This is a genomic window from Spirillospora sp. NPDC046719, from assembly GCF_040645715.1.
Taxonomy (GTDB): domain Bacteria; phylum Actinomycetota; class Actinomycetes; order Streptosporangiales; family Streptosporangiaceae; genus Spirillospora.
Genome location: NZ_JBEYYT010000063.1, coordinates 1 through 23690, shown reverse-complemented (window position 1 = coordinate 23690; position 23690 = coordinate 1). Strand labels below are relative to the sequence as shown.

General features: G+C 74.2%; 17 protein-coding genes. 10 read left to right on the top strand and 7 right to left on the bottom strand.

Annotation, left to right across the window (positions count from 1 at the left end; all coding sequences use genetic code 11):
* Positions 1–79: 79 nt before the first annotated feature.
* Positions 80–1690 carry a glycosyltransferase family 39 protein gene (locus ABZ914_RS14075; protein WP_500193341.1) on the top strand — a complete coding sequence of 537 codons (1611 nt, stop codon included), beginning with the start codon at positions 80–82 and terminating at the stop codon, positions 1688–1690.
* A gap of 16 nt (positions 1691–1706) precedes the next feature.
* On the opposite strand, the gene ABZ914_RS14070 is transcribed toward ABZ914_RS14075, so the two are convergent.
* Together ABZ914_RS14070 and ABZ914_RS14065 are read right to left on the bottom strand one after the other, a co-directional pair.
* Positions 1707–3491, bottom strand: a complete 1785-nt coding sequence (locus ABZ914_RS14070) for a hypothetical protein (RefSeq protein ID WP_500193340.1) — start codon at positions 3489–3491, stop codon at positions 1707–1709.
* Positions 3492–3660: 169 nt separating this feature from the next.
* Positions 3661–4995 (bottom strand): glycosyltransferase family 2 protein, encoded by a 1335-nt coding sequence (locus ABZ914_RS14065; RefSeq protein ID WP_500193339.1) that lies wholly within the window; start codon positions 4993–4995, stop codon positions 3661–3663.
* A 527-nt stretch (positions 4996–5522) separates the two neighbouring features.
* On the opposite strand from ABZ914_RS14065, the gene ABZ914_RS14060 reads away from it, so the two are divergent.
* Positions 5523–7142 carry a glycosyltransferase family protein gene (locus ABZ914_RS14060; RefSeq protein ID WP_500193338.1) on the top strand — a complete coding sequence of 540 codons (1620 nt, stop codon included), beginning with the start codon at positions 5523–5525 and terminating at the stop codon, positions 7140–7142.
* 98 nt (positions 7143–7240) lie between these two features.
* Here the strand turns inward: ABZ914_RS14060 and ABZ914_RS14055 are convergent, their stop codons facing one another.
* Positions 7241–7540: a hypothetical protein gene (locus ABZ914_RS14055; protein WP_190854577.1), complete on the bottom strand. Its 300-nt coding sequence runs from the start codon at positions 7538–7540 to the stop codon at positions 7241–7243.
* A 191-nt stretch (positions 7541–7731) separates the two neighbouring features.
* On the bottom strand, positions 7732–8571 hold the full coding sequence (gene rsmI, locus ABZ914_RS14050; RefSeq protein WP_500193337.1) for a 16S rRNA (cytidine(1402)-2'-O)-methyltransferase: 840 nt from the start codon (positions 8569–8571) through the stop codon (positions 7732–7734).
* Positions 8572–8647: 76 nt separating this feature from the next.
* Between rsmI and ABZ914_RS14045 the strand changes: the two genes are divergently transcribed.
* Positions 8648–10351, top strand: a complete 1704-nt coding sequence (locus ABZ914_RS14045) for a dolichyl-phosphate-mannose--protein mannosyltransferase (RefSeq protein ID WP_500193336.1) — start codon at positions 8648–8650, stop codon at positions 10349–10351.
* Between the two features lie 24 nt (positions 10352–10375).
* Here the strand turns inward: ABZ914_RS14045 and ABZ914_RS14040 are convergent, their stop codons facing one another.
* Positions 10376–11578, bottom strand: coding sequence for an MFS transporter (locus ABZ914_RS14040; protein ID WP_500193335.1), 1203 nt, complete (start codon positions 11576–11578; stop codon positions 10376–10378).
* 114 nt (positions 11579–11692) lie between these two features.
* Here ABZ914_RS14040 and ABZ914_RS14035 point away from each other — a divergent pair, with 114 nt between their 5' ends.
* The 3 genes from ABZ914_RS14035 (at position 11693) to bla (ending at position 14911) form a co-directional block, all read left to right on the top strand.
* Positions 11693–12697: a LacI family DNA-binding transcriptional regulator gene (locus ABZ914_RS14035; RefSeq protein WP_500193334.1), complete on the top strand. Its 1005-nt coding sequence runs from the start codon at positions 11693–11695 to the stop codon at positions 12695–12697.
* A 109-nt stretch (positions 12698–12806) separates the two neighbouring features.
* The gene (locus ABZ914_RS14030) at positions 12807–13838 is read left to right on the top strand and encodes a magnesium transporter CorA family protein (RefSeq protein ID WP_500193333.1); all 1032 of its coding nucleotides are present in this window, start codon (positions 12807–12809) and stop codon (positions 13836–13838) included.
* A gap of 104 nt (positions 13839–13942) precedes the next feature.
* On the top strand, positions 13943–14911 hold the full coding sequence (bla, locus tag ABZ914_RS14025; RefSeq protein WP_500193332.1) for a class A beta-lactamase: 969 nt from the start codon (positions 13943–13945) through the stop codon (positions 14909–14911).
* 75 nt (positions 14912–14986) lie between these two features.
* On the opposite strand, the gene ABZ914_RS14020 is transcribed toward bla, so the two are convergent.
* Positions 14987–16636: a penicillin-binding transpeptidase domain-containing protein gene (locus tag ABZ914_RS14020; protein ID WP_500193331.1), complete on the bottom strand. Its 1650-nt coding sequence runs from the start codon at positions 16634–16636 to the stop codon at positions 14987–14989.
* 108 nt (positions 16637–16744) lie between these two features.
* On the opposite strand from ABZ914_RS14020, the gene ABZ914_RS14015 reads away from it, so the two are divergent.
* Together ABZ914_RS14015 and ABZ914_RS14010 are read left to right on the top strand one after the other, a co-directional pair.
* On the top strand, positions 16745–17707 hold the full coding sequence (locus tag ABZ914_RS14015; RefSeq protein WP_387023140.1) for a LysR family transcriptional regulator: 963 nt from the start codon (positions 16745–16747) through the stop codon (positions 17705–17707).
* On the top strand, positions 17704–18612 hold the full coding sequence (locus ABZ914_RS14010) for a serine hydrolase (protein ID WP_500193329.1): 909 nt from the start codon (positions 17704–17706) through the stop codon (positions 18610–18612). The genes ABZ914_RS14015 and ABZ914_RS14010 overlap by 4 nt, the downstream gene beginning before the upstream one ends.
* A gap of 8 nt (positions 18613–18620) precedes the next feature.
* Here the strand turns inward: ABZ914_RS14010 and ABZ914_RS14005 are convergent, their stop codons facing one another.
* Positions 18621–19148: a hypothetical protein gene (locus ABZ914_RS14005; protein WP_500193328.1), complete on the bottom strand. Its 528-nt coding sequence runs from the start codon at positions 19146–19148 to the stop codon at positions 18621–18623.
* Between the two features lie 178 nt (positions 19149–19326).
* Between ABZ914_RS14005 and ABZ914_RS14000 the strand changes: the two genes are divergently transcribed.
* Both ABZ914_RS14000 and ABZ914_RS13995 read left to right on the top strand, forming a co-directional pair.
* The gene (locus tag ABZ914_RS14000; RefSeq protein WP_500193327.1) at positions 19327–22035 is read left to right on the top strand and encodes an AAA family ATPase; all 2709 of its coding nucleotides are present in this window, start codon (positions 19327–19329) and stop codon (positions 22033–22035) included.
* A gap of 117 nt (positions 22036–22152) precedes the next feature.
* The coding region (locus ABZ914_RS13995; RefSeq protein ID WP_500193326.1) for a toprim domain-containing protein at positions 22153–23690 on the top strand (1538 nt) is incomplete at its 3' end.

Below are 23690 nucleotides of genomic sequence, written 5' to 3'. Positions count from 1 at the left end.
GCGGGTCCGGCACGCGAGTAGCCTGGTCCGGCGCCCAGCGCAGTCCAGCCCGTCGTCCAGCCAGGGGCAGAAGCCAGCCATGCCGCAGACCACGGCCGACCAGCCGGCCGTCACGCAGGAAACGACCACCGGACGGGAGGGCGGGGCGCCCCGGCGGCTGATCGCCCGGATCCGCCGGACCCGCCGCGTGTGGTGGCTGGCGCTGCTCGTCGGGGTCTGCGCCGTGGCCGCGCAGTGGGTGCTGATGACCCCGCCGCTGTACTTCGACCCGTACTACGTGTGGCTCGCGGCCCGCGACTGGCCCGACATCCCGCTCGGCGTCTTCCCGTTCGACGAGGTCCCGCACCAGGTGACGCGGATCGGGCTGGTGCTGCCCGCGCGGCTCGTCCAGGACGTCCTCGGCCCCGGCCAGGCCGCCTACTTCGTGATCGCCGCGCTCGGCGGGATCGCGTTCTTCGTCGGCACGTACCTGGTGGTGCGGGCGCTGTTCGGGGACGTCGCGGGCCTGCTGTCGGCCGGGGTCCTGCTGGTCCACCCGTTCTTCACGATGACCAACCCGTACGGCCACGAGATCACCTGGTCGACGGGGGTGATGCTGCCCGACATGCCGGGCGCCGGGCTGTTCGCGATCGGGATGGCGGCGCTGGTCGTGGCGAGCCGCCGGACGGGACGCGTCCAGACGAGGTTCCTGCTGGCGGCGGGGCTCCTGCTCGGCTGCTCGTTCCTCGTCCGGGAGTTCCTGGCGTTCCTGTTCCTCGCGATCCCCGCCTACCTGGCGCTGCTGCGGATCCCGTGGCGGCGCAACATCACGGTCGGCGCGCCGATGGCGGTCGTGCTGGCGTTCAACTTCGTCCACAACCAGATCGTGTGGGGCAACCCGCTCGCCGGGCTGATCTCGGCGGCCGAGCACGGCGGCGAGTCCCGCGACTACGTGACGCGCGGGCTGGCCGCGCGGTCGTTCCTGCGCGCCATGCACGACTGGAACCCGCTCGGCACGATCTTCGTCGCGGCGCTGGCGCTGACGATCGTCGGGTTCGCGGTCACCCGAGACCGGCGGCTCGCGCTGGTGCTGGTGTGGTTCTTCACCCTCGCCGTCCCACTGACGGTCTTCTCCGGCGTCCTCGACCCGCACAGCATCTCGCTGCGCGCCTGGCTCCAGCGGTACTGGTTCGCGGTGCTGCCCGCGCTGCTCGCGGGCGGGTTCGGGTCGCTGATCCTGATGTTCAGGATGATCCCGGACGGCCTGGTCGCGCGGCTGCGGCTGCGGACCCTCGTCGTCCCGGTCGCGGCGGTGGCGCTCGGCGGCGCGTACGTGTGGGCCGCCGTGACGGCCGTCCCCGAGCTGCCGCGCGACAAGGCGTGGAACCAGCTGCGGATCTACCTAGGCGAGCACCAGGACCTACGGCTGATCTGCGCCGACCGGCGCCTCGCGCAGACCCTGACGTTCTACACGCGGGACATGTGGGGCGAGCCGATCTGGCACGGCGAGATCCGCGACTTCCCGCACTATGTGCCGCAACTGCCGCTCGACGTCCTCCAGGGGCCGATGCTGTACACGCACTGGCGCGGCCAGGAGTCGCAGATCGCCGCCGGCTGGAAGCCGGACCCCGCGAAGGGCTGGCGGCTGATGTGGCGGTCGTCCGACGGCGTCCTGCAGCTGTGGAACCCGCCGCCCGGCGCCACCGGTTGACGGCCCCGCGGGGCGTCTAGCGGGTCCAGGCGACCCAGTCGCCCTCGACGGTGCGGCGGCTGTCGACGACCTTCCAGCCGGAGGGCGCGCCGTGCGGCCAGGACCGCTCCGCCGGGACGTTCTTGGGCCACCACATGATGACCATGTCCGCGTCCCGCGGCGCCGGGGTGGTCTGGGCGTTGAAGACGCTGCCGTCGCTCCACCAGGCCCAGTAGTACTGCGACAGGCGGATCGTCCACGGGACGTTCCAGTCGATCGCCACCGACCGGGTGTCGCGCAGGCCCGGGATCCCCCGCAGGTCGGTGTGCGCGATCTCGGCGTCGACCAGCGGGTGCGCGATCCGCTCCGTGGCGGTGACCGACATCGCCAGCGTCACTGCGGCGAGGAGCCCGGCGAGCAGCGCCGGGCCGTGGCGGCGCAGCAGCACCGCCGCGACCGCGAGGCCGAGCAGCGCGAGCCCCGCGACGGTGGCGTGCCACAGCTCGAACGACTTCCAGTCCCAGGTGAGGAACGACGTCTCCGGGAAGTCGTACGACGTGAACGTGTACCGGGTCAGCCGGTCGCCCGCGTACCACTGGACCACGCACGCCGCCAGGAGGGTCAGCACGGCGGCCGAGCCCGCCACGAGCGCCAGCGTCCGCCGCGACGCCCGCAGCAGCACCGCGATCCCCACCATGAACAGGACCGGGGTGATGCACGCCAGGTAGCGGCCGTAGACGTAGTTGCCGATCCGGTACTCGTCCGGGAGCGCCGCGGACGTCGCGAACGCGATCCCCGCCACGATCACGAGGATGCCGAGCGCCAGCGTCCGCTGCCGGAGCGGCGTGCCGCGCCTGGCGGCGACGAACGCGACCGTGATGAGGCCGATCGCCGCGATCCCGCCCGTCGCGACGGCCTGGTACCAGATCTGGCCGGTGCCGAGCGACAGCATCCAGGCCCAGCCGTCCTGCGTGGTGACGCGGCGGACGAGGTTCCCGCTCAGGTCGTTGTCGCCGGACGGGTACATGTGCGGCAGCAGCGAGCGGTTCAGCAGCGTCCCCGCACCGACCGCGGCGGCGAGCACGAGGGCCTGCACCGCGACGCCCCGCCAGGGCCGCCACCGGAACACCAGGGCGGCCGCCAGCAGCACCGCGTGGACGCCCAGCAGGATCGTCCCGCGCGTGTGCGAGGTGTAGGCGAACGCGACGAGCAGCGACGCGCCCGCCCCGTACAGCGCGACCCGCGGCGACTCCCCGGCGGGCGAGCGCCCGGCGTGCAGCCAGGTGTGGACGAACAGCAGCCAGCCCACCACGACCACCGGCAGGACCGCGTCCGTCAGCGCGAACTCGGAGAAGAACAGCACGCCCGGCAGCAGCGCCGTGACGTGCGCGAACAGGTACGACCAGCGCCGGCGCACCTGGAACGCCCGCAGCATCAGGTAGGCCAGCGGCATCATCAGCGCGCTGATCAGGGCGTTGACGACCAGCGCGCCCCGGTACACGCTCACCGGGTCGTGCGCGATCCACAGCACCGGCGTCAGCAGCAGCGGGTAGCCGCCGCGGTACACCGTCCCGTACGACATGTCGGCGTCAGGACCGCCGGTCAGGACCCGTGCGGCGAACAGGTACCCCGACTCGTCCGGCGTCGCCACCGGCATCGTCTGCCCGGACGCCAGCCACAGCCGCACCGCGGCCTGCACCGCCCAGCCGAGGACGAACAGCAGCACCCAGCGGCGCCGCCCCATCGATGCCGGAGCGTCCCGTCCGGCGGGGGGCGCGGCGGGCGGGCGGGACAGGACCGGCGGCGCGGCCTCGGTGCTCACGGCCGCCCGGTCCGCCGGCCGCGCGCGGTCAGGGAACGAAGATCCATGTTCGTCTCAGCCTGTCACAGCGCCGGACGGACGGACGTTTCCGGCCGGGAAACCCTCAGCAAGTTCTCGGGTTCGGCCACGCTCCGTCACCGCGCCGGAACCGCGGGGGTTCGGAGGCCGGTCAGTGCTCGTCCGGCGTCCCGGCGACCTCGGCGACCTCAGCGGGGCCAGCGGCGTCCGCGGCGGCCTTCTCCGCGTCCTCGGAGGCGGCGTCCGCTTCGGCGGCCGCGGTCTGGCGCTCGCCGGCGACCTTGTGCGCGGCGGCGTCCACCACGCCCGCGGCCTCCTCGGCCGGGTCGGTGAGCGGCGGGTGCTGGCGGCGGCGGATGCCGAGGATGCTGACGAACAGCGACGCGAACATCACCTGGAAGCTCATGACCAGCGCGGTCGCGGCCGGCACGACGATGCGCAGCGAGTCGCGCGGGTCCAGCTCGCCGAAGCTGTGCCCCCGCCAGTGCAGCAGCGAGGCGACGAGGCCGGCGAGGCCCGCGATGGCCAGCAGCCCGCCGGTCAGCAGGCCGCGCTCCAGGCTCCACCAGTCGATCAGCCTCTGCACCCGGCGGTCGTGCGGCAGGAATCCCTCCTGCATCGCGTACACCTTGGTGAGCAGCGCGAACAGCACCGCCTGGAAGCCGATCACCAGCGCGGCGGACGCGCCGACGAGGGTGTCGACGTCGAAGGCGATCGCGCCGATCCGCACCGGCCCGGCGGAGATCGCGATGCCGGCCAGCAGGCCGAGGGTCATGAAGACCAGGCCGGGGATGAGGAACAGCCAGCGCGGGCTGTACAGCATGAGGAACCGCAGGTGCCGCCAGCCGTCCCGCCAGGTGTTCAGGTGCGGGGCGCGGGTCCGGCCGTCCGGCGACAGCGTCGTCGGGACCTCGCGGATGTCGTACTTCTGCAGGGTCGCCTTGACGACCATCTCGCTGGCGAACTCCATGCCGCCGGTCTGCAGGCCGAGCCGCAGGATCGCGTCCCGGTCGAACGCGCGCAGCCCGCAGTGGAAGTCGCCGATCTTGCTGCCGAAGAACAGCCGGCCGACGAAGCTGAGCACCGGGTTGCCCAGGTAGCGGTGCAGCGGCGGCATGGCGCCGGGCGCGATGCCGCCCTTGAACCGGTTGCCCATGACGAGGTCGGCGCCGTCGCGCAGCTCGTCCAGGAACGGGCCGAGGGTGGTGAAGTCGTAGGAGTCGTCGGCGTCGCCCATCGCCACGTACTTGCCGCGCGCGGCCCGGATCCCGCCCATCAGCGCGTTGCCGTAGCCCTTGTCGACCACCGGCACGACGCGCGCCCCGGCGTCCCGGGCGAGCTGCTGGCTGCCGTCCGTGCTGCCGTTGTCGGCGATGACGACCTCGCCGTCGATACCGCTGTCCTCGAAGAAGCCGATCGTCTTGCGGACACAGGTCTCGACCGTTTCGGCCTCGTTCAGGCATGGCATCACTACGGAGAGTTCCACGCGATCTCCTTCGTTACCCCTGGTGACCGTTGGCGGTGCGGTTGTCTGGTCTCATGGTGTATCCGCCCGGCGGCCCGTCGTCGTTCATGATGCCTGCCGTGGACGGGTGATGGTGGCCGCTCTCCATAAGAGCACCCGTATCGTGTTGCCTACTTGCAACCGAAAAACCCTCTCCGCCGCGAACCGGGCGGCAGGCTAGGACGTCAAGCATACGGGTATGGCGGCCCGGAAAGGGTGGGTCGACTGTGACGCGCGGCGGAGGACGCAGTGCCACAGGTCCGAGGACAGAGCGGCGGAGGGGAGGTGCCGGAGTGGCTGTCGAATCGCCGCGCGGTGCCGAGCTGAAGGGGGCCGCGGCGGACGCGGGCACGGCGGAGACCTCCCAGGTCACGGCGGATACCGGGGCCGTCGCGGAGGGGCCGGGAACGGCCCGCGACACGCCCGGCGGACCGGAACCGGAGAACGGTTCCCCGGCGGCCGCGGAGGCACCCTCCGGCGACGTCGGAAATGGCGCCGCGAATGGGGACATGAAGGAACGGGCGAACGACGGCGCGCCGCCCGGCGACGCCGGCGACGCTCCAGGAGGCGCGACCGCCGCCTTCCCGCGCGTGTCGGCCCGAGTGCCGTCCCTGCGCGGGATCGGCGCGTGGATCGCCGGGCGCGCCGGCGGGACATGGGCGCGGATCCGGCGGCACCCGATCTTCAGTGTGATCATTGCCACAGCGGCGCTGCTGCGGGTGGTCGCGATGGTCGGCTACCAGCCGGCGATGTTCTTCAACGACAGCTTCGACTACCTGCACGTGGCGATGGGGCTGTACCCGCACCCGCTGCGGCCCGACGGCTACTCGTTCCTGCTGTGGGCGCTGAAGCCGTTCCACAGCTTCGCGCTGGTCGCCGCCGTCCAGCACCTCATGGGCCTGGCCATGGGCGTGATGATCTACGCGCTGCTGCGCCGCAAGTTCGGGCTGCCCGGCTGGGGCGCCTCGCTCGCCACGGTGCCGGTGCTCTTCGACGCCTACCAGATCCAGCTCGAGCACCTCGTCCTGTCCGACACGACGTTCACCTTCCTGGTGATGGTCGCGGTGACGCTGCTGCTGTGGCACGACCGGCCGTCCTGGAGGATCGCGCTGGCGATCGGGCTGATCGTCGGGTTCTCCTGGCTGACGCGGTCGGTCGGCGCGCCGGTGCTGCTCGGCGTGCTGGCGTACATGCTGATCCGGCGCATGGGCTGGCGGACGATGGCGATCACCGCGGCGGCGTGCGCGCTGCCGGTGCTGTCCTACATGACCTGGTACAAGGTGGACAGCGGCAAGTTCGCGATCACCGAGAGCAACGGGATCTTCCTGTACGCGCGGGCCTACAAGTTCGCCGACTGCCACAAGATGCACGGGCTGCCGGTCAGCGAGTACCCGCTGTGCACCGAGCCGGCGAACCGGCTGCCGAACTCCCAGGACGGCATCTGGAACGCGGCCTCGCCGCTGAACCGCTTCCCCGGGACCCGGTTCAGCCCCGAGAACAACGCGGCCAGCAACGACTTCGCCAAGCGCGCCATCCTCGCCCAGCCCGGCGACTACCTGAAGGTCGTCGCCCACGACTTCTTCCGCGTGTTCCGCTGGGACCGCACGGTCTTCCCGGACAAGGCGACCTACTCGCAGTACGAGTTCGGCACGAAGGGCAACGCGCTGCCCGACTGGCGGATGGACGCCGACTCGACCGCGTCCGGCGAGGCCCGGGCGTACGAGCGCGGCGACGCCCGCACCCGCGTGATCGAGCCGTTCGGCGGCGTCATGCGCGGCTACCAGGACGCGGTCTACCTGCGCGGGACGATGCTCGGCGGCGTGCTGCTGCTCGGGCTCGGCGGCATGGTCGCGCTGTGGCGGCGGTTCGGCGGCGAGGCGCTGCTGCCGTGGACGCTGGCGACCGGGCTGCTGCTCGCGCCCGCCGCGACCGCCGAGTTCGACTACCGGTACGTGCTGCCGGCCGTCCCGCTGGCCGCGCTGGCCGCCGGGATGGCGTTCACGCCGGAGGTCCGGCACCGGCTGGACGGCTGGTGGCGGCGGCTGCGCGGGCGTCCGGGCCCGGCCCGGTCGCTGGACGTCCCGTCCGAGCCCGTCGGGCGGAAGGTCCCGGAGGTCACCGCCGGCTGACGGCCCCCTCGGGACCCGCCGGCGGTGAATTATCGGTCGACCATCCGCGGCCGGCGGTCAGCGCCGGGCCCGAGGGGCCCGGTCGTGGCCGCTCCCGGTCACCAGGCGTGGATGCGGCGGAGGTGGAACACCATCGCCACGTCGCTCCCGTCGCGGACCGGGGGCATCTCCCCGGCCTTGCGGGACGCCGCCCACGCCTTGACGTTCCGGCTCTGGCACTTCGGGCACAGGGAGTCCGTCCACGGCGTCGTGCACGGCTGGCCGTTCCGCTCATAGATGACGGCCTCGTTACCGTGCCCATCGCCGACATGTCGGACCTCGAGAACCTCGTCCCACGTCGTCTCGCAGCACAGGCATTCGTAGACCCATGCCTCACGGCTCGACCATGCATCCTGCATGGCCCTCACCCCCTCGGTGACGCCATCTCGCGCTACCGGCGGCATCTCGTGCCGTCTGCCCGGCTCGCGCCGGGCTCTGAGCCGCGGGGTCCCACACTGCGTGGTGGCTCCGCCGGTCCTCTAGTGGTCCAGCGCGGGCCACCGAAGGAGCTATTCCCCCGAAATCAGCCTTTGGATCGTTCCGTACGGGGTCACTGTTTCCTGGCGGCGACGACAGCGTCGTAGACGGTCCCGCGTGGTACGCCGTTCTCCTTGGCGATCTCCCGGATCGCCTGGTTGCGCGGGGTTCCGGCGGCCTCCCGGGCGGCGACGGCGGCGACCAGGTCGGCAGGATCGGACAGCCCGGCGGGCTTCGGCGCGCCGCCGACGACCACGGTGATCTCGCCGCGCACGTCCCGCTCCGCGGCCCATCCGGCCAGCTCGGCGAGGCCGCCGCGGCGGACCTCCTCGTAGGTCTTGGTCAGCTCCCGGCAGACGGCGGCCGGACGGTCCGCCCCGAACGCCGCCGCCATGGCGCCCAGCGTGTCCGCCAGCCGGCGCGGCGACTCGAAGAACACCATGGTGCGGGGCTCGGCGGCGAGGGCCTCCAGCCGCCGCGCCTGCTCGCCCTTCTTGCGCGGCGGGAAGCCCTCGAAGCAGAACCGGTCCGTCGGCAGCCCCGACACGACCAGCGCGGTGGTGACGGCGGACGGCCCGGGCAGCACCGAGACCGGCACGTCCCGCTCCACCGCGGCGCGCACCAGCCGGTACCCCGGGTCGGACACGCCCGGCATCCCCGCGTCGGTGATCACCAGGACGTCCCGTCCGGCCAGCAGGTCCTCCAGCAGCTCGGCGGCGCGCGCGCTCTCGTTCTGGTCGTAGTACGACACGACGCGCCCGGTCGGCTCGATGCCGAGGTCGGCGGCGAGCCGGCGGAGCCGCCGGGTGTCCTCGGCGGCGATCACCGGCGCGGCGGCCAGCGCGTCCCGCAGCCGCACCGACGCGTCCCCGGCCTGCCCGATCGGCGCCGCCGCCAGCAGCAAAGTCCCCATCACGGTCCCATCCTCCCAGGGGCGCCGCGCGCCGGGACCGGGCCGGGCGGCCGGGAGTCGGCTTTACGATTGCGAGATGGCGACGACGGATCTGGCTCCGGCGAACGCGTCCCGGTGGCGGCCGCCCTCCCCCCGCGAGTGGCTCGCCCCCGCGGTCCCGGGCGGCGTCCTGGCGGGCTGGCTGGGCCCGCTGCTGGTGACGCTGTTCGCGGGTTTCCTGCGCTTCTACCGGCTCGGGCAGCCGAAGGCCGTGGTCTTCGACGAGACCTACTACGCCAAGGACGCGCTGGCCCTGCTGAAGTTCGGCTGGGAGCACAACACCGTCGACAACGCCGACAAGCTGCTGATCGCGGACCCGCACGCGAACATCTGGGGGCAGGGGCCGTCGTTCGTCGCGCACCCGCCGTTCGGCAAGTGGATGATCGCGATGGGCGAGTGGGCGTTCGGCGCGACCCCGTTCGGCTGGCGGTTCGTGCCCGCGCTGGTCGGCACCCTGTCGGTGCTGATCCTGTGCCGGGTGGCCCGCCGGATGACCGGCTCCACGCTGCTCGGCTGCGCCGCCGGGCTGCTGCTGGCGCTGGACGGCCTGGAGTTCGTGACGAGCCGGGCCGCGCTGCTGGACATCTTCGTGATGTTCTGGGTCCTGGCCGGGTTCGCGTGCCTGGTGAACGACCGGGACCGGTCCCGGTGGAGCCTCGCCGACAAGATCGAGGCGGGCCGGACGTCGGCGTACGGGCCGTTCCTGGCGCACGGGTGGCGCTGGGGCGCGGGGGTCTGCCTCGGCCTGGCGTGCGCCACCAAGTGGACGGGCGTGTTCTACGTCGCCGCGTTCGGGCTGATGGTGGTGCTCTGGGACTACGGCGCGCGGCGCGCGGCCGGGGTGCGGGAACCGATCGCCGGGACGCTGCTGCTGGACGCCGGGCCGGCGTTCGTCCAGATCGTGGTGGTGGCGCTGGTCTCCTACCTGGCGACCTGGTCGGGCTGGATCTTCAAGCCGGGCGGGTGGGGGCGCGGCCACGCGTCGAGCCACTGGTGGTGGCGGCCGTTCGAGGCGATGCCGCGCCTGTGGGACTACCACCGGCAGATGCTGGACTTCCACAACAACCTGGACGCCAAGCACCCGTACCAGTCGTGGCCGTGGGACTGGCCGGTCCTCCGGCGTCCGGTGGCGTTCTTCTACACCGAGCCGAAGTCGTGCGGGGCGCCGCGGTGCTCGCGGGAGATCCTCGGGATCGGGACGCCCGCGCTGTGGTGGGGGGCGCTGGCCGCGCTGATCGTGGTGCTGTTCATCTGGCTGGTCCTGCGCGACTGGCGGGCCGGGGCGATCGTGCTGGGGTTCCTCGCGGGCTGGCTGACCTGGTTCCCGTCGGCGTTCCGCGACCGGACGATGTTCCTGTTCTACGCGACGCCGCTGATCCCGTTCATGGTGCTGGCGGTCGTGCTGGTGCTCGGCTATCTGATAGGACCGGCGTCCGGGCTGGTGGGCGCGCACGCGGCGGCCCCTGGGCGGCCCGCGGAGGACGGCGCGCGGCCGGCCTACGAGGAGGACGCGTTCCCCGACGATCTGCACGGGCCGAGCGGCGCGCGGGTCGCGCCGGTCCCGGCGTCGGTGCCGTCGCCGGTGCCGCCGGGGGTGCGGCGCCTCGTCGGCGCGGCCGCCGCGGGCGCGTTCCTGCTGGTGGTGCTGGCGAACTTCGCCTACTTCTATCCAATCCTGGCGGCGCAGACGCTGACCTACGACGACTGGCACGCCCGGATCTGGTTCAAGTCCTGGATCTGACGCCCGGCCCGGCCGGCGGCGTCCCTAGGAGAGGACCTCGGCCGGGACGGGGCGGGCGGCGGCGGGGCGCAGCGTCCGGGCGCCGAGCAGGCACAGGGTGAGGGCTAGGACGCCGCCCATCCCGGCGCCGGCGAACGCGCCCGGCACCCCGGCGAGCTTCTCGCCGAACCCGGCGACCGCGGAGCCGGCGGCGCCGCCCGCGCCGACCGCGGCGACGACCCAGGCGAACGCCTCGGTGACGGTGCCGCTCGGCGCGAGCCGGTCGACGAGGGTGAAGCTGCAGGCCAGCACGGGTGCGAGGAACACGCCGCTGACGAACGCCAGCACCGACATCACGGGCAGGCCGGGCGCGAGGACGAGCGGCACGTACCCGGCGGCGAGCGCGGCGAGCAGCCACGGCAGCCGCCGGTGCGGCTCGCCGGTCCACGGCCGCGCGCCGTAGACGATGCCGCCGGTGAGCGCGCCGGCGGCCATGCAGGCGAGGAGCAGCCCGGAGGCGATGCCGCTGTCGAGGCGTTCGGCGTAGGCGACGACGGCGACCGCGTACACGCCGAGCGCGATGCCGGCGCAGGCGAGGGAGACCAGCAGGACGCGCAGCCCGGGCGAGCGCAGCGGCCCGGCCCAGTCGGCGGCGCGCGGCTCGCCCGTCCAGCGGCGCGACGGCCCGGACAGCGCGACGACGAGGGTCCCGGCGATGCCGACCAGGCCGGTGAGCACGAGCGCGGTCTCGGTGCTGGCCGCGGCCGCGGCGACGACGAGGAGCGGCCCGACGGAGAAGAGGATCTCCTGGGCGGCGGCGTCGAGCGCGTAGGCGGCGTCGACCTGCTCGGGGCCGTCGAGGACGTCGGGCCACAGCGCCCGGAGCCCGGCCTCCAGCGGCGGCGTCGCGAACCCGGCGAGGACGACGGCGGCGACGGCGAGGGGCAGCGGGCGCGCGCCGACGGCCGCGAGCAGCGTGAACCCGGCGGCGGAGAGGCAGGCGGCGGGCAGCAGGACGCGCGGCTGCCCGTAGCGGTCCATGGCGCGGCCGAGGACGGGCTGGCCGGCGGCCATCGCCAGGCCGAGGACGGCGGCGAGGGTGCCGGCGAGCGGGTAGCCGCCGCCGTCGGCGCGCACGTGCAGGACGACGGCGAGCGCGCCCATCCCGTTCGGCAGCCGGCCGAACAGCGTCCCGCCGAGCAGCCGCGCCGCGTGCGGCCGCCTCAGGAAGACGACATAGCCCCGCATTCTGTGCCCCCGTCATGGCCGTCATACGTATTACCCCGTGGGTCATACGTACCACTTCCCGCGTGTCCGGCTCTAGTCTGTTTTTCGTGTCCGACGTCCCCGAGGGAGGCCCAGGTGCCGGTGGCAGGACGTCCCACCAGTAAGGACGTCGCCCAGGAGGCCGGGGTCTCGCAGTCCACGGTGTCGCTGGTCCTGGGCGGCAAGTGGAACGGCCGCGTCTCCCCCGCCACCGCGCGCAGCGTCCGGGTCGCCGCCGAGCGGCTCGGCTACCGGCCGAACCAGGCCGCGCGGAACCTGCGGCTCGGCACCACCCGGACCGTCCTGCTGATGGTGCCGACGCTCACCGCGCCGTTCTTCGGCCCCGTCTACACCGGCGCGGCGCGGGTCGCGGCGCGGCACGGGTTCGGGGTGGTGGTGTCCACCTGGCCGGACGACGCGGACGGCCCGGCCGAGAGCCCGTTCCCCGCGCCGCACGAGGCGATCGACGGGGTGCTGGCGTCGTCGATGCCCGCGGCGGCGCTGGAGCGGTTCCACGGGACGCCCGCGGTGCTGCTCGACAGCGGACCGGACGCCGACGTCCCGACCGTCGACTTCGGGGTGGCCGCCGGGATGCGCGCGATCGCCCGGCACCTGGCCGGGCTCGGGCACCGCCGGTTCGGGCATGTCGCGGCGGGCGTCGACCAGTGGACGTTCCGGGCCCGCGCCGAGGTGCTCGCGGCCGAGGTCGCGGCGCTGCCCGGCGGCGAGCTGACCCGGTCGGCGTGCGCGATCGACGTCGCCTCGGCGCGGGACGCGGCGCAGCGGCTGCTCGCCCGCCCCGATCCGCCGACCGCGCTGGTCTGCGACGACGACCTGATCGCCGCGGGCGCCTACAAGGCGGCGCGCGCGCTCGGGCTGGACGTGCCGGGCGAGCTGTCGGTCACCGGGTTCGACGACGTGCTGCTGGCGACCGCGCTGGAGCCGGAGCTGACGACGGTCCGGCTGCCCGCCGAGGAGATGGGCGCCCAGGGCATGACCGCGCTGCTGGACCTGCTGGACGGCGGCCGTCCGGCGCCCCGGGTGCTGCCCGGCCGGCTCGTGGTGCGCGGCTCGTCGGCGCCCCCGCGCGCGCCCCTGTGACCACGCCGCGATCCCGGCCCCGCCCTGCTCAGGCGGCCCCTGCTCGGACGGGCGCTGTGATCTCGACCGCACTCCGTGTTCCTCTGGCGACTCGGGTATAAGGGGGCCCATGGCGCATCCCTCCGAAGCCGGTGCCGAGCAGTCCCCCCGCGACCGGGACGAGGTCCCCCCGCCGCGCACCCGCGTGTGGCGCGGGGGCACGCTGGAGAAGCACGACTTCCCGGTCGCGCAGGTCAGCGACTACCTCGAGCAGGACGACACGGTCGTGTGGGTCGACCTGTGCGCACCGCAGAGCGCCGACCTGCGGGTGATCAGCGACGAGCTGGGCCTGGACCCGGTGGCGGTCGAGGACGCGGTGTCCCGGCACGAGCGGGCGAAGATCGACCGCTACGAGGGGTACGCGTTCCTGAACGTCTACGTGCCGCGGATCGAGGACGGCGAGCTGACGCTGTACGAGGTGTCGGCGTTCCTGGCCGAGCGTGCGCTGGTCACCGTCCGGCAGGGCCCCGGTTTCGACATCGACGCGCTGGTCAAGCGGTGGGACGAGAGCCCGGGCGTGGACATCGCCTCGGCCGGCGCGGGCTACCTGCTCTACGGGCTCCTCGACATGGTCGTGGACCTGCAGCTGGAGGCGGTGCAGGCGCTGGACGACGAGGCCGACGAGGTCGAGTCGATGATCTTCGACGAGGCGTTCGAGGTGCGGGAGATCCAGCGGCGCAGCTTCCGGCTGCGCAAGAACCTGGTGGCGCTGCGCCGGGTCGCGCTGCCGATGCGCGAGGTGGTGAACACGCTGCTCCGCCGCGACCTGCGGATGATCACACCGGCGCTCGCGCCCTACCTGCAGGACGTCTACGACCACACGCTCCGCGTCGGCGAGTGGACCGACAGCCTGCGCGACCTCGTCGCGAACCTGCTGGACACCCGGATCGCGCTGCAGGGCAACCGGATGAACGAGGTGATGAAGAAGGTCACCAGCTGGGCGGCGATCATCGCGGTGCCGACGGCGGTCACCGGCTTCTACGGGCAGAACGTGCCGTATCCGGGGTTCTCCACGCATTCGGGGTTCATCGTCAGCACGATCATCATCGTGGTGTGCAGCGTCGCGCTCTACGCCGTCTTCAAATTGCGCGACTGGCTCTGAGCCGGCGGGACCGCCGCCGAGCAGTGCGAATATCGGAATTGATATCGATGGGCCATGGATATCAATATTGGACACGGCTGCTCGGGCTCTGGTCTGCTCTCCCCATGAGCGAATACCGACACCGTCTCCGCACGACCGCGGCGATCGCCGCGTCCGCCACGGCCCTCGCCGGGCTGGCGGCGTGCGGTTCCCACGAATCCCCTGGCGAGCAGGCCGTGCCGCAGAGCGCGGTCGCGCCGCTCTCCGCCTCGCCGGGCTCTCGGCCCGCCCCGTCCCAGGCGGCCGTCACGAAGAGGTTGAACGCCCTGGAGAAAGCGCGCGGCGACCGTATCGGCGCCTTCGCGGTGGATACCGGGACGGGCCGTTTCGCCTCGTACCGGGCGGACGAGCGATTCGCTTTCGCGTCCACTTTCAAGGTGATGGCGTGCGGCGCCGTCCTGCGAAAGGCGCGGCGGACCGACCCGGGCCTGATGAACCGGGTCATCCATTACACGAAGAAAGACCTGGTGGACAATTCGCCGGTCACCGAGGACCACGTCAAGGACGGAATGACGGTGTCCGCCCTGTGCAAGGCGGCCATCACCCAGAGCGACAACACCGCCGGGAACCTCGTGCTCAGGCAGATCGGCGGGCCGGCGGGCGACACCGCGTTCCTCCGCTCCCTCGGCGACCGGGTCAGCCGCCACGACCGCTGGGAGACGGACCTCAACCTGTGGAAGCCGGGCGAGCTCCGCGACACCACCACCCCGCGTGCCTGGGCCGCCGACCTGCGGGCCCTCACCGCCGGCGGCGCCCTCGCCCGCGCGGACCGCGACCGCCTGACGGGCTGGATGAAGCAGACGATCACCGGCGACAAGCGGATCCGGGCCGGCCTGCCGAAGGGCTGGACGGTCGGCGACAAGACAGGCACCGGCGGCACCTACGGCACCGCCAACGACATGGCGATCGCCTGGCCCCCGTCCGGCGCGCCGGTGATCATCGTGATCACCACGAACCGCCTCACGGCGGACGCCGCGGCCGACGAACCCGCCATCGCCGAGACCGCGGGCATCCTCGCCGCCGCCGTCCACTGACCGTCGGCTCGCGGCGGGTCGTCGTCATGAGCGCCGCCCATGACGACCCCCCCGCCGCGAGAGACCCGGGGTCGGTCAGAGGGAGTTGAGGAAGTCGGCGGCGATCGGGGCGGCGGCCTCGGCGCCGGTGCCGCCTCCTTCGACGATGACCGCGAAGGACAGGTCACCGCGGTAGCCGATGAACCAGGCGTGGGTCGGCGGGTTCGCGCCCGACCCGTACTCCGCCGTCCCGGTCTTCCCGGCCGTGCCGGACGGGAAGTTCACCCCGGACGCGGTGCCCTCGCTGACGACGGCCGGCATCAGCGAGTGCAGCGCCGACTTCACCGCGGGCTCCAGCCGGTGCGGCGGCTCGGGCTTGCGACCGCCCGCGTCCACCGCCTTGGAGACCAGCGACGCGTCGACGAGCCGGGGCGAGCGCCACACGCCGCTCGCCGCCGCGCCGGCGACCGCGGCCATGTTCAGCGGACTGGTCAGCACCTCGCCCTGCCCGAACGAGGCCGCCGCGAACGCGGTGTCGTCCTTGTTGTCCGGGAATGAGGCGCGGACGGCGGGCAGCCCGGCGACGACCGGGGCGTTGAACCCGAACTGCGCGGCGACCTGCGCGACCCGCTTCTCCCCCAGCTTGTCCACGGCGAGCCGCGCGAAGGTGGTGTTGCAGGAGTGCGCGAACGCCTCGCGGAGCGCGACGGTCCCGAAGTCCTCGTGCTGGTAGTTGTGGAACGAGCGGCCGCCGACCGTCGTGGTGGCCGGGCAGGGCACCTTGGTGGACGGCGACATCCCGCCCGCGACGAGCGCGGCGGCGGTGACCACCTTGAAGGTGGAGCCGGGCGGGTAGCGGCCCATCAGCGCCCGGTTGTAGCCGCCGGGCTTGTTCGCGACGGCGAGGATCTCGCCGGTGGACGGCCGGAGCGCGACCAGCGACGCGGGCTTGGCGGCGGAGCCGAGCGCCTTGCCGGCCGCGGCCTGCACCTTCGGGTCGATCGTGGTGCGCAGCGGCGTGCCGTCCGCGCCGCCGAACCGCTTCAGCGTCTTCACCGGCTTCCCGGCCGCGTCGACGATCTGGACGGCGAGGGCGGGCGTGCCCGCGAGCCGCTTCTCGTACTGCTTCTGCAGCCCGTCGGCGCCGACGGTGTCGCCCTTGCGGTACGGGGCGCCGAGCTTGGCCGCGGCCTCGGCGGACGCGGGACCGACCGGCCCGGCCAGCTGCTGGACGGACCCGGACGGCGACCCGGAGAGGCTGCTGCCATTGGCCGCCGTGATGTCGGCGCGGGCGGGCCAGGCGCGGGAGGCGCTCAGCCGCTGCCCCTCCTTCAGCCCCGGGTAGATGACGTCGGGCGACCAGGCGACCCGCCACTTGCCGCCGCTCTTGGTGAGCGGCATCGCGCCCTCGTAGCTCCAGGTGCGGGCGCCCGCGAGCGTCAGCTCGGCGGTGTACGAGCCGCCGGCGGTGTCGCCCTTCGGCTTCCCGACGGAGGCGACCGTGTAGCGCTGGGCGGTGACGCCGAGGGCGTCGTGCATGGCGGTCAGCCGTGCGGTGAAGTCGGCGGGCGGATCGGCGGTGAGCGCGAGCATCGCGGCGTAGTCGCCGCGGCTCCAGGCCGCCGTATAGCGCTTCGCGGCGTCCCCCGGGGACTCCCCGTCCCGCAGGAACCACACCGCTCCCGCCCCCACGAGCACGGCCGCGGCCACCACGGCGGCGACGGCGACCACGCGGGATCGGCGCATCTCATGTCCTTTCGGTCGTTGGACGCCCAAGAACACCAGGTCATCGCCCAGATGTCCAAGATTGATATCCGAGGGGCAGCGATATGGATTCTGATATGGTCCCTGCTCGTGAACATCGTCGGCCATCTCGCCTGCTTCGTCGCGGTGGCCGAGGAACTGCACTTCGGGCGCGCGGCGGAGCGGCTCGGCATGGCCCAGCCGCCGCTGAGCCAGCGGATCCAGCGGCTGGAGCGCGAGCTCGGGGTGCGGCTGTTCGACCGGTCCAGCCGGCGGGTGGAGCTGACCGCGCCCGGGCGGCTCCTGCTGGACGAGGCCCGTGACATCCTCACCCGCGTGGACCGCGTCTACTCCGTCGCCGAACGGGCCCGCCTCGGCGAGGTCGGCACCGTGCGCGCCGGGCTGCCGAGCGACCTCGGCGGCCCGATCGTCGCCGCGCTGATCGCCGCGTTCCGGGACCGCCGCCCGGACCTGCGCCTCGACCTGCGCGAGACGGGGACCGCCGAGCAGGTCCGCGCGCTGGCGGAGGGCGCGCTGGACGCCGGGATCGTCCGGCACCCGTGCGACTCGCGCGGCCTCGGGCTCGGCCCGATGCTGGGGCAGCCGGTCGGCGTGCTGCTGCCGGAGGGCGCCGGGCTCGCCGCGTCCCCGGAGGTGCACCTCGCCGACCTCGCCGGCCGCGACCTGGTCGTCTTCCCCCGCGAGGAGGCGCCGGGCGCCTACGACGAGGCACTGGCCGCGTGCCGCCGGCACGGGTACGCGCCGCCCGCCGTGCACGAGGCGCGGCACCCCCAGTTCGCGCTCGGGCTGGTCCTCGCCGGGACGGCCGTGGCGCTCGTCCCGCGCACCGACGACTCCGCCGGGGTGACGTGGCGTCCGCTGGTCGGCGAGCCGCTGGTCTGGCGGACGTCGTGCGCGTGGCGGCGCACCCGCGACGCCGAGCACGAGCGCGCCATCGCCGACTTCACCGCCGTCGCGACCGCGGTGCTGCGCCGCGAGGCGGGGATGGCGCCGCTGGACGCCGCGCCGCCGCGCCGCGTCGTGTCCCGCCCGTCCTCCGGGTTCCTGGCATGACCGGCACGCGGGACGCGGTGGCCGGGGACACCGCCGTACGGATCGGGGACGCGTTCCGCGCGGCGGGCGTCACCGGCTTCCTGCACGCGGCCGACATCGACACCGGCCGGGAGGTCGCGGTCCGCGCCGACGATCCGGTGGTGCTGGCGTCGGTGTTCAAGGTGCCGCTGCTGGTCGCCTTCCACCGCCGCGCCGCCGAGGGGCTGCTCGACCCGACCGAGCAGGTCACGCTGCCCGCCGGGGACCGCACGTCCGGCCCGACCGGGGTGTCGGCGCTGCTGGACGACGTGCGGATGTCGCTGCGCGACCTCGCCTGCCTGATGATCACGGTGAGCGACAACGCGGCGGCGGACGCCCTGCTGGACCGGGTCGGGCTGGACGCGGTCAACGCCGCCGCCGCCGGGCTGGGCCTGCGCGGGACCGTGGTGACGGGCGGCGGCCGGCAGCTGTTCGAGGACCTGCTCGCCGACGCGGGCGCGTCCGGGTTCCCCGAGGTGTGGGCGCGGCTGGACGAGCCCGGCATGGCGGCCCGGCTGCGCGCCCTCGACCCGGCCCGGACGAGCCGCAGCACGCCCCGCGACATGACCCGGCTGCTCGCCGCGATCTGGCGGGACGAGGCGGCGCCGCCGGACGGGTGCGCGGCGATGCGCCGGCTGTTCGGGCTGCAGGTGTGGCCGCACCGGCTGTCGTCCGGCTTCCCGTACGACGACGTGCTGGTCAGCGGGAAGACGGGGACGCTGCTGACCGTCCGCAACGAGGTCGGCGTCGTGGAGTACCCGGACGGCGGCCGGTACGCGGTCGCGGTGTTCACCCGGTCGCTGCTGCCGATCGCGGTGCTGCCGCAGGCGGACGCGGTGATCGGCACGGCGGCGCGGCTGGCCGTGGAGTCGCTCCGCCGCCCCTGACCGTCGGGTCAGCGGTCGTCCAGCATGTCGAGGTCGTCCAGGGCGGTGTGGTCCATCGGGGCGAGGGACGCGTTCCTGAGCTTGCCTTCGCGGCGGCCGCGCGGCACGGCGACCGACCCGAGCTCGATGAACACGCCGGAGCAGTCGATCCCGAACCCGCCGCCGCGCTCGAAGAGCAGCACCAGCGGCTCGTAGGGGTCGGGCAGCGCGGGCAGCGGCACCTCCGCGTCATGGAGGGCGGCGAAGTGCAGCGCGGCCGCGCAGGCCCGGGACGTCGGCGACAGGTCGAGGCCGGGCACGGTGTCGAGGACGCCGCGGACGACGACCAGGTCCGCCCGGACGCCGGGGGCGATCAGGTCCGGCAGTGTCAGGAACGGCCCGGAGCCCCGGAACCCGAGGTGCCGCGCCCAGCGTTCGCCGCGGTGCAGGTGCTCGCGCATGAGGGCGATGCGGGAGCGCCTGTGAAGCTCGTCACCCTCGTACGCCCAGTCGATCGCGCGCAGCCGTGCGGCCAGTTCCGCGACGCGCTCCGGCACGCCCTCACCCCCTCATCTCCGGCGATCCGCGCTGGTCCGCGCGGGCGGCACCGGACCGCTTCCGGCCGGTGACCGAACGTGGCCGACCCAATACCGACGATCCGGCCGACCGCTAAACCAGCACTCCTTTCGTAAACGTAGGCTGTACCCCTGCTTTGATCTCTCTTGGAGGAACGCGTTGCGGCTGCCGGAGCATCTGGAGCTACTGCTCACCGACGAGCCGGTGCTCGACGTCTACGCGCACGGTCCGTGGCGCGTCCCCGACGGGCTGTTCGAGGAGATCTCGGCGCGGATCGACGCGCTGGCGAACGACCCCCGCGCCGCCGACCTCACCACCGACGAGCACAAGCTGCTGACGCTGCCCGCCTCGCTGGTCACCGCGGAGATCTTCGGCATCCTGGCGTTCCTGCCCGGCGGCGGCGCGATCAAGGCGGGCTCGTGGTCGCAGCTGCCGGAGCGGCTGCTGCACCGGCACCTCGCCAACCCCGGCACGCTCAGCACCCGGATGACCCGTTGGGACGCGCCGGGCGGCCGGTGGCGCCCGCCGGTGGACTGGCTGATCGAGGCGCCCGACCGGGAGCTGGCGATCGAGCTCGCCCGCGAGTGCCTGGGCGTGCTGGAGGGCATCGAGCCGCTGGAGGAGCGCCGCAAGGCGCTGCTGCGGCTCTACGCCGACCCGCCCGAGTGCGACGTGAACCTGCCCAAGATGGAGCTGCGCGAGCACTGGCACGCGCACGCCGGCGACGACATCGTCGCCGCCGTCCCGGAGCTGCTCGGCCCCGTCGGGTACCTCGACTGGGTGTGCGAGGGGCTCCTCGCCGCGTACGGGATCCTCGCGGAGGTCGCGCCGCGCGACGAGTCCCCCGAGTCGCACCTGATCCAGCTGCTGCTGCAGGGCAGCATGGAGCACATCCCGGCGGAACTGGCCGCGGCCCTCGGCGAGGACCGCTACCACGACCTCCAGCAGCGCTTCCCGGCCGAGCGCCGCGGCTTCAAGGCCGACGCGTGGCAGCAGCGCACCCGCGCCTGGCTCGTCCGGGCGCTGGTCGCGGGCGCCGCCGACGCGTGCCGCGCCTGGCTCGACATGGCGATGCGGTTCGTCGCGATCGTCCAGGGCCTGCCGGGCGACCCGTGGTTCCCCAAGGCCGAGTGGATCCCGGTCGGCCAGTTCCAGACCGACCTGCGCCGCCTGTACGCGCCGCGGCGCCGCGTCGTCAACCCGCTCACCGAGACCCTCAAGGCGCCCGCCGCCGGCGAGGAGGGCGAGGGCGGCGGAGCGGGCGCGACGGCCGCCGGGACGCGCGCCGAGCTGGCCAGCACGCTGGTCGGGCAGCCCGAGCTGACCGCCGCGCTGGAGGAGCTGTCGCGCGGCAAGGAGCCCGTCCGGCTGCTGATCGCAGGCCCGGACGGCACCGGCAAGCGGGACGCGGCGCAGGAGCTCGGCAAGGCGCTCGCGCTCGGCCGCGACCCGCTGTGGGTCACCGACAACCTGTACGCCGGGCAGCGGCTCTCGGACGCGGTCGCCAAGCTGCACGCCGACACCCGCGACTGCGCCGGCGACCGGCTGCTCATCATCGACGGGCTGGACGGCATCGTCGCCGACCCCGGCAACGGCGAGGCCATCGCCGACGAGCTGCACCGGCTGCTGGCGATCCACGCCGACCTGAACCTCGTCGTGCTGTGCGACGCGGACGGCGACGAGCGGATCCGCGACGTCAACCCGGTGCTGCCGGGCCGGTTCCGGATCGCGCGGACGAAGCCGTTCACCGCGCAGGGCCACGCCGAGCTGTTCCGCCGGGCGCTGGACCGGCTCGGCGCGCGCGCCACCCGGCAGGCCGTCGAGGCCGCGGGCGAGCTGCTGGCGGCGACGCCGCCGATGCAGTCGCTGCGCAACGCGCGGCTGGCCCCGTACCTCGCCGACCAAGTCGTCGCGGCGGTCCGGCGGCGGACGGAGGGCGGCGCCGAGATCGTGGTCCGCAAGGGCGACATCCCGGCCGCCCTCGACACCGCGCAGTCCGCCGGGAACCCGCTGCACGAGCTGCGCGACCTCACCGGGCTCGACACCGTCAAGCACGAGATCGCGCTGCTGGTCGCGGGCACGCACGCGGCGCGGCTGCGCAGCGAGTCCGGCCTGCGGATCACGCCGCCGACGCGGCACATGGTGTTCACCGGCAACCCCGGCACCGGCAAGACGATGGTGGCGCGGCTCCTCGGCCGCATCTACAAGAAGCTCGGCGTGCTGTCGTCCGGGCACCTGGTCGAGGCGTCCCGCGCGCACCTGGTCGGCGAGTACATCGGCCAGACCGCGCCGCGCACCCGCCGGCTCGTCGAGCGCGCGATCGGCGGCGTGCTGTTCATCGACGAGGCGTACACGCTCACCCAGTCGCCGCTGAAGGGCGACTACGGGCACGAGGCCATCGCCGAGCTGGTCAAGCTGATGGAGGACCACCGCGACGACCTCGTGGTGATCGTCGCCGGCTACCAGCAGGAGATGGCCGAGTTCCTGGCCGCCAACCCCGGCCTGGACTCCCGCTTCCCCAAGCAGATCCACTTCCCCGACTACAGCGACGACGAGCTGATCACGGTGTTCGGGCAGCTCGCGGAGGCCGACGGGTTCCGGCTCGCGCCCGGCACCGAGGAGACGCTGCGCTCGATGCTGCGGACCGCGCCGCGCGGCCCGTCGTTCGGCAACGGCCGGCTGATGCGCAACCTGCTGGACGTCGCCGTCGCCAACCAGGCCGACCGGATCGCGTCCGCGGCCGTCGGCGCCGGAGGCGACGGCGGCCCGGTGAAGCCGCCCGCGAAGAAGGACCTGGTCACCCTCACCGCCGAGGACCTCCCGCCGCTGCTGGACCACCCGGAGGAGTTCTTCGGCCTGTACCTGTGACGCCCGTACCCGGGACGCCTGCAGCTGTGACGTCTGTAGCTGTGACGCCTGTACCCGGGGCGTCCTGGGTATGACTCAGGCGGCTTCCCCGCCGGCACGACCGAAGGCGAGGGACCCGTGACCGCCACCCCCTGGGAGGACGACCGGCGCCGCCTGGCCGCGCTGCTGCGCGACATGGCCGCCCACGAGACGGCGCTGCTGCGCGACGGGACACGGCCGTGGACGTGGTGGCTCGACCGGGCCGTCCTGCACGGCCGCCGCCACGGCTACGTCAACACGCTGCTGATCGGCGCCCAGTGGCGCGCGGCGACCGACGTCCGCTCGTACGAGGACTGGCGTGCCGCCGGACGCCAGGTCGGCCGGGGCGAGACGGGCATCCGCGTGCTGTCGCGGACGGGCCGCCCCTACGCCGTCTTCGACATCGCGCAGACGACGGGCCTGCCGCTGCCCCCGGCTCCCGCCGGGCCGCCCGCGCCGCCCGCGCCGCCCGACGGGCTCGTCCAGCGGCTGGCGCGCGAGCTGAGCCGGGGCCTGCCGCGGGTGGAGGCCGATTCCGTCGCGTACATCGTCCTGTCGTGGCTCGGCCTCGAACCGGAACCGCCGGTGTTCCCCGTGAACGCGTTCTGGGCGGGCGCGGAGGCGGGCGACCGGATCCTGCGGACGGCCCGCCGCGTCCACGACCGCGTCCGCGACCCGTCGGGCGGGGTCCTCCCCGAGGCGCACCGGTTCTTCCGCGCCCGTCTCAAGGCGAGCTGGGTGCCCGCCTACCTGGACGGGCGCGGGTTCTCGCCGGGCGTGCAGCGGCGCCGCCAGATCGGCTACGCGCCGGACTCCCCGCACGCCCTCGTCGACCATCTGCGCTCGCTCGGACACGCCGACGAGGCGATCGTCGCGTCGGGGCTGGCGCGCCACGGCGCGTCGGGACGGCCGCACGCCATGTTCCGCGACCGCGCGATGTTCCCGATCCGCAGGCCGGACGGCGCGATCTCCGGGTTCCTCGGCCGCCGCCGCGACGGCGGGGAAGGCCCGAAGTACCTCAACGGCCCCGACACCGGCTTCTTCCACAAGGGCGAGCTGCTCTACGGCCTGCACGAGGTCCGGGAGCGGCTGGCGGCGGGCGCGCGGCCCGTCCTCGTCGAGGGCCCGCTGGACGCGATCGCCGTCGAGACGGCGCGGGCGCCGGAGTTCGCGCCGGTCGCGACCTGCGGGCTGTCCCTCACCCCCGCCCACCTGGCGGCCCTCGCGGGCGCCGCCGACCTCGGCGCCACGGGCGTCCTGATCGCGCTGGACGACGATCCGGCGGGCCGGTCGGCCGCCGTCCGCGCGTGGGACGTCCTGAGCCGGGTCGCCGGACCGCTCGACCTCGCCGCGCTCCCCGGCGGCGAGGACCCCGCGGGCGTGCTGGCCGGGCAGGGGCGCGACGCCCTCCTCCAGGCGCTGCGCGCGGCGGTCCCGCTGATGGACGCGGTCGTGGACGCGGCGGCGGCCCGCGCGGGCGGCTCGCTCGCCACCCCCGAACAGCGGCTCGCCGCGCTCCGCGCCGGCGGCGGGGCCGTGGCGGCCCCCCCCACCGGGGGCGCCCCCCCCGGGGGGCGGCGGGGGGCCCCCCCGGGCGGGCCGGGGGACCGCGGCGGGGCCCGCCTGGGGGCGCGGGG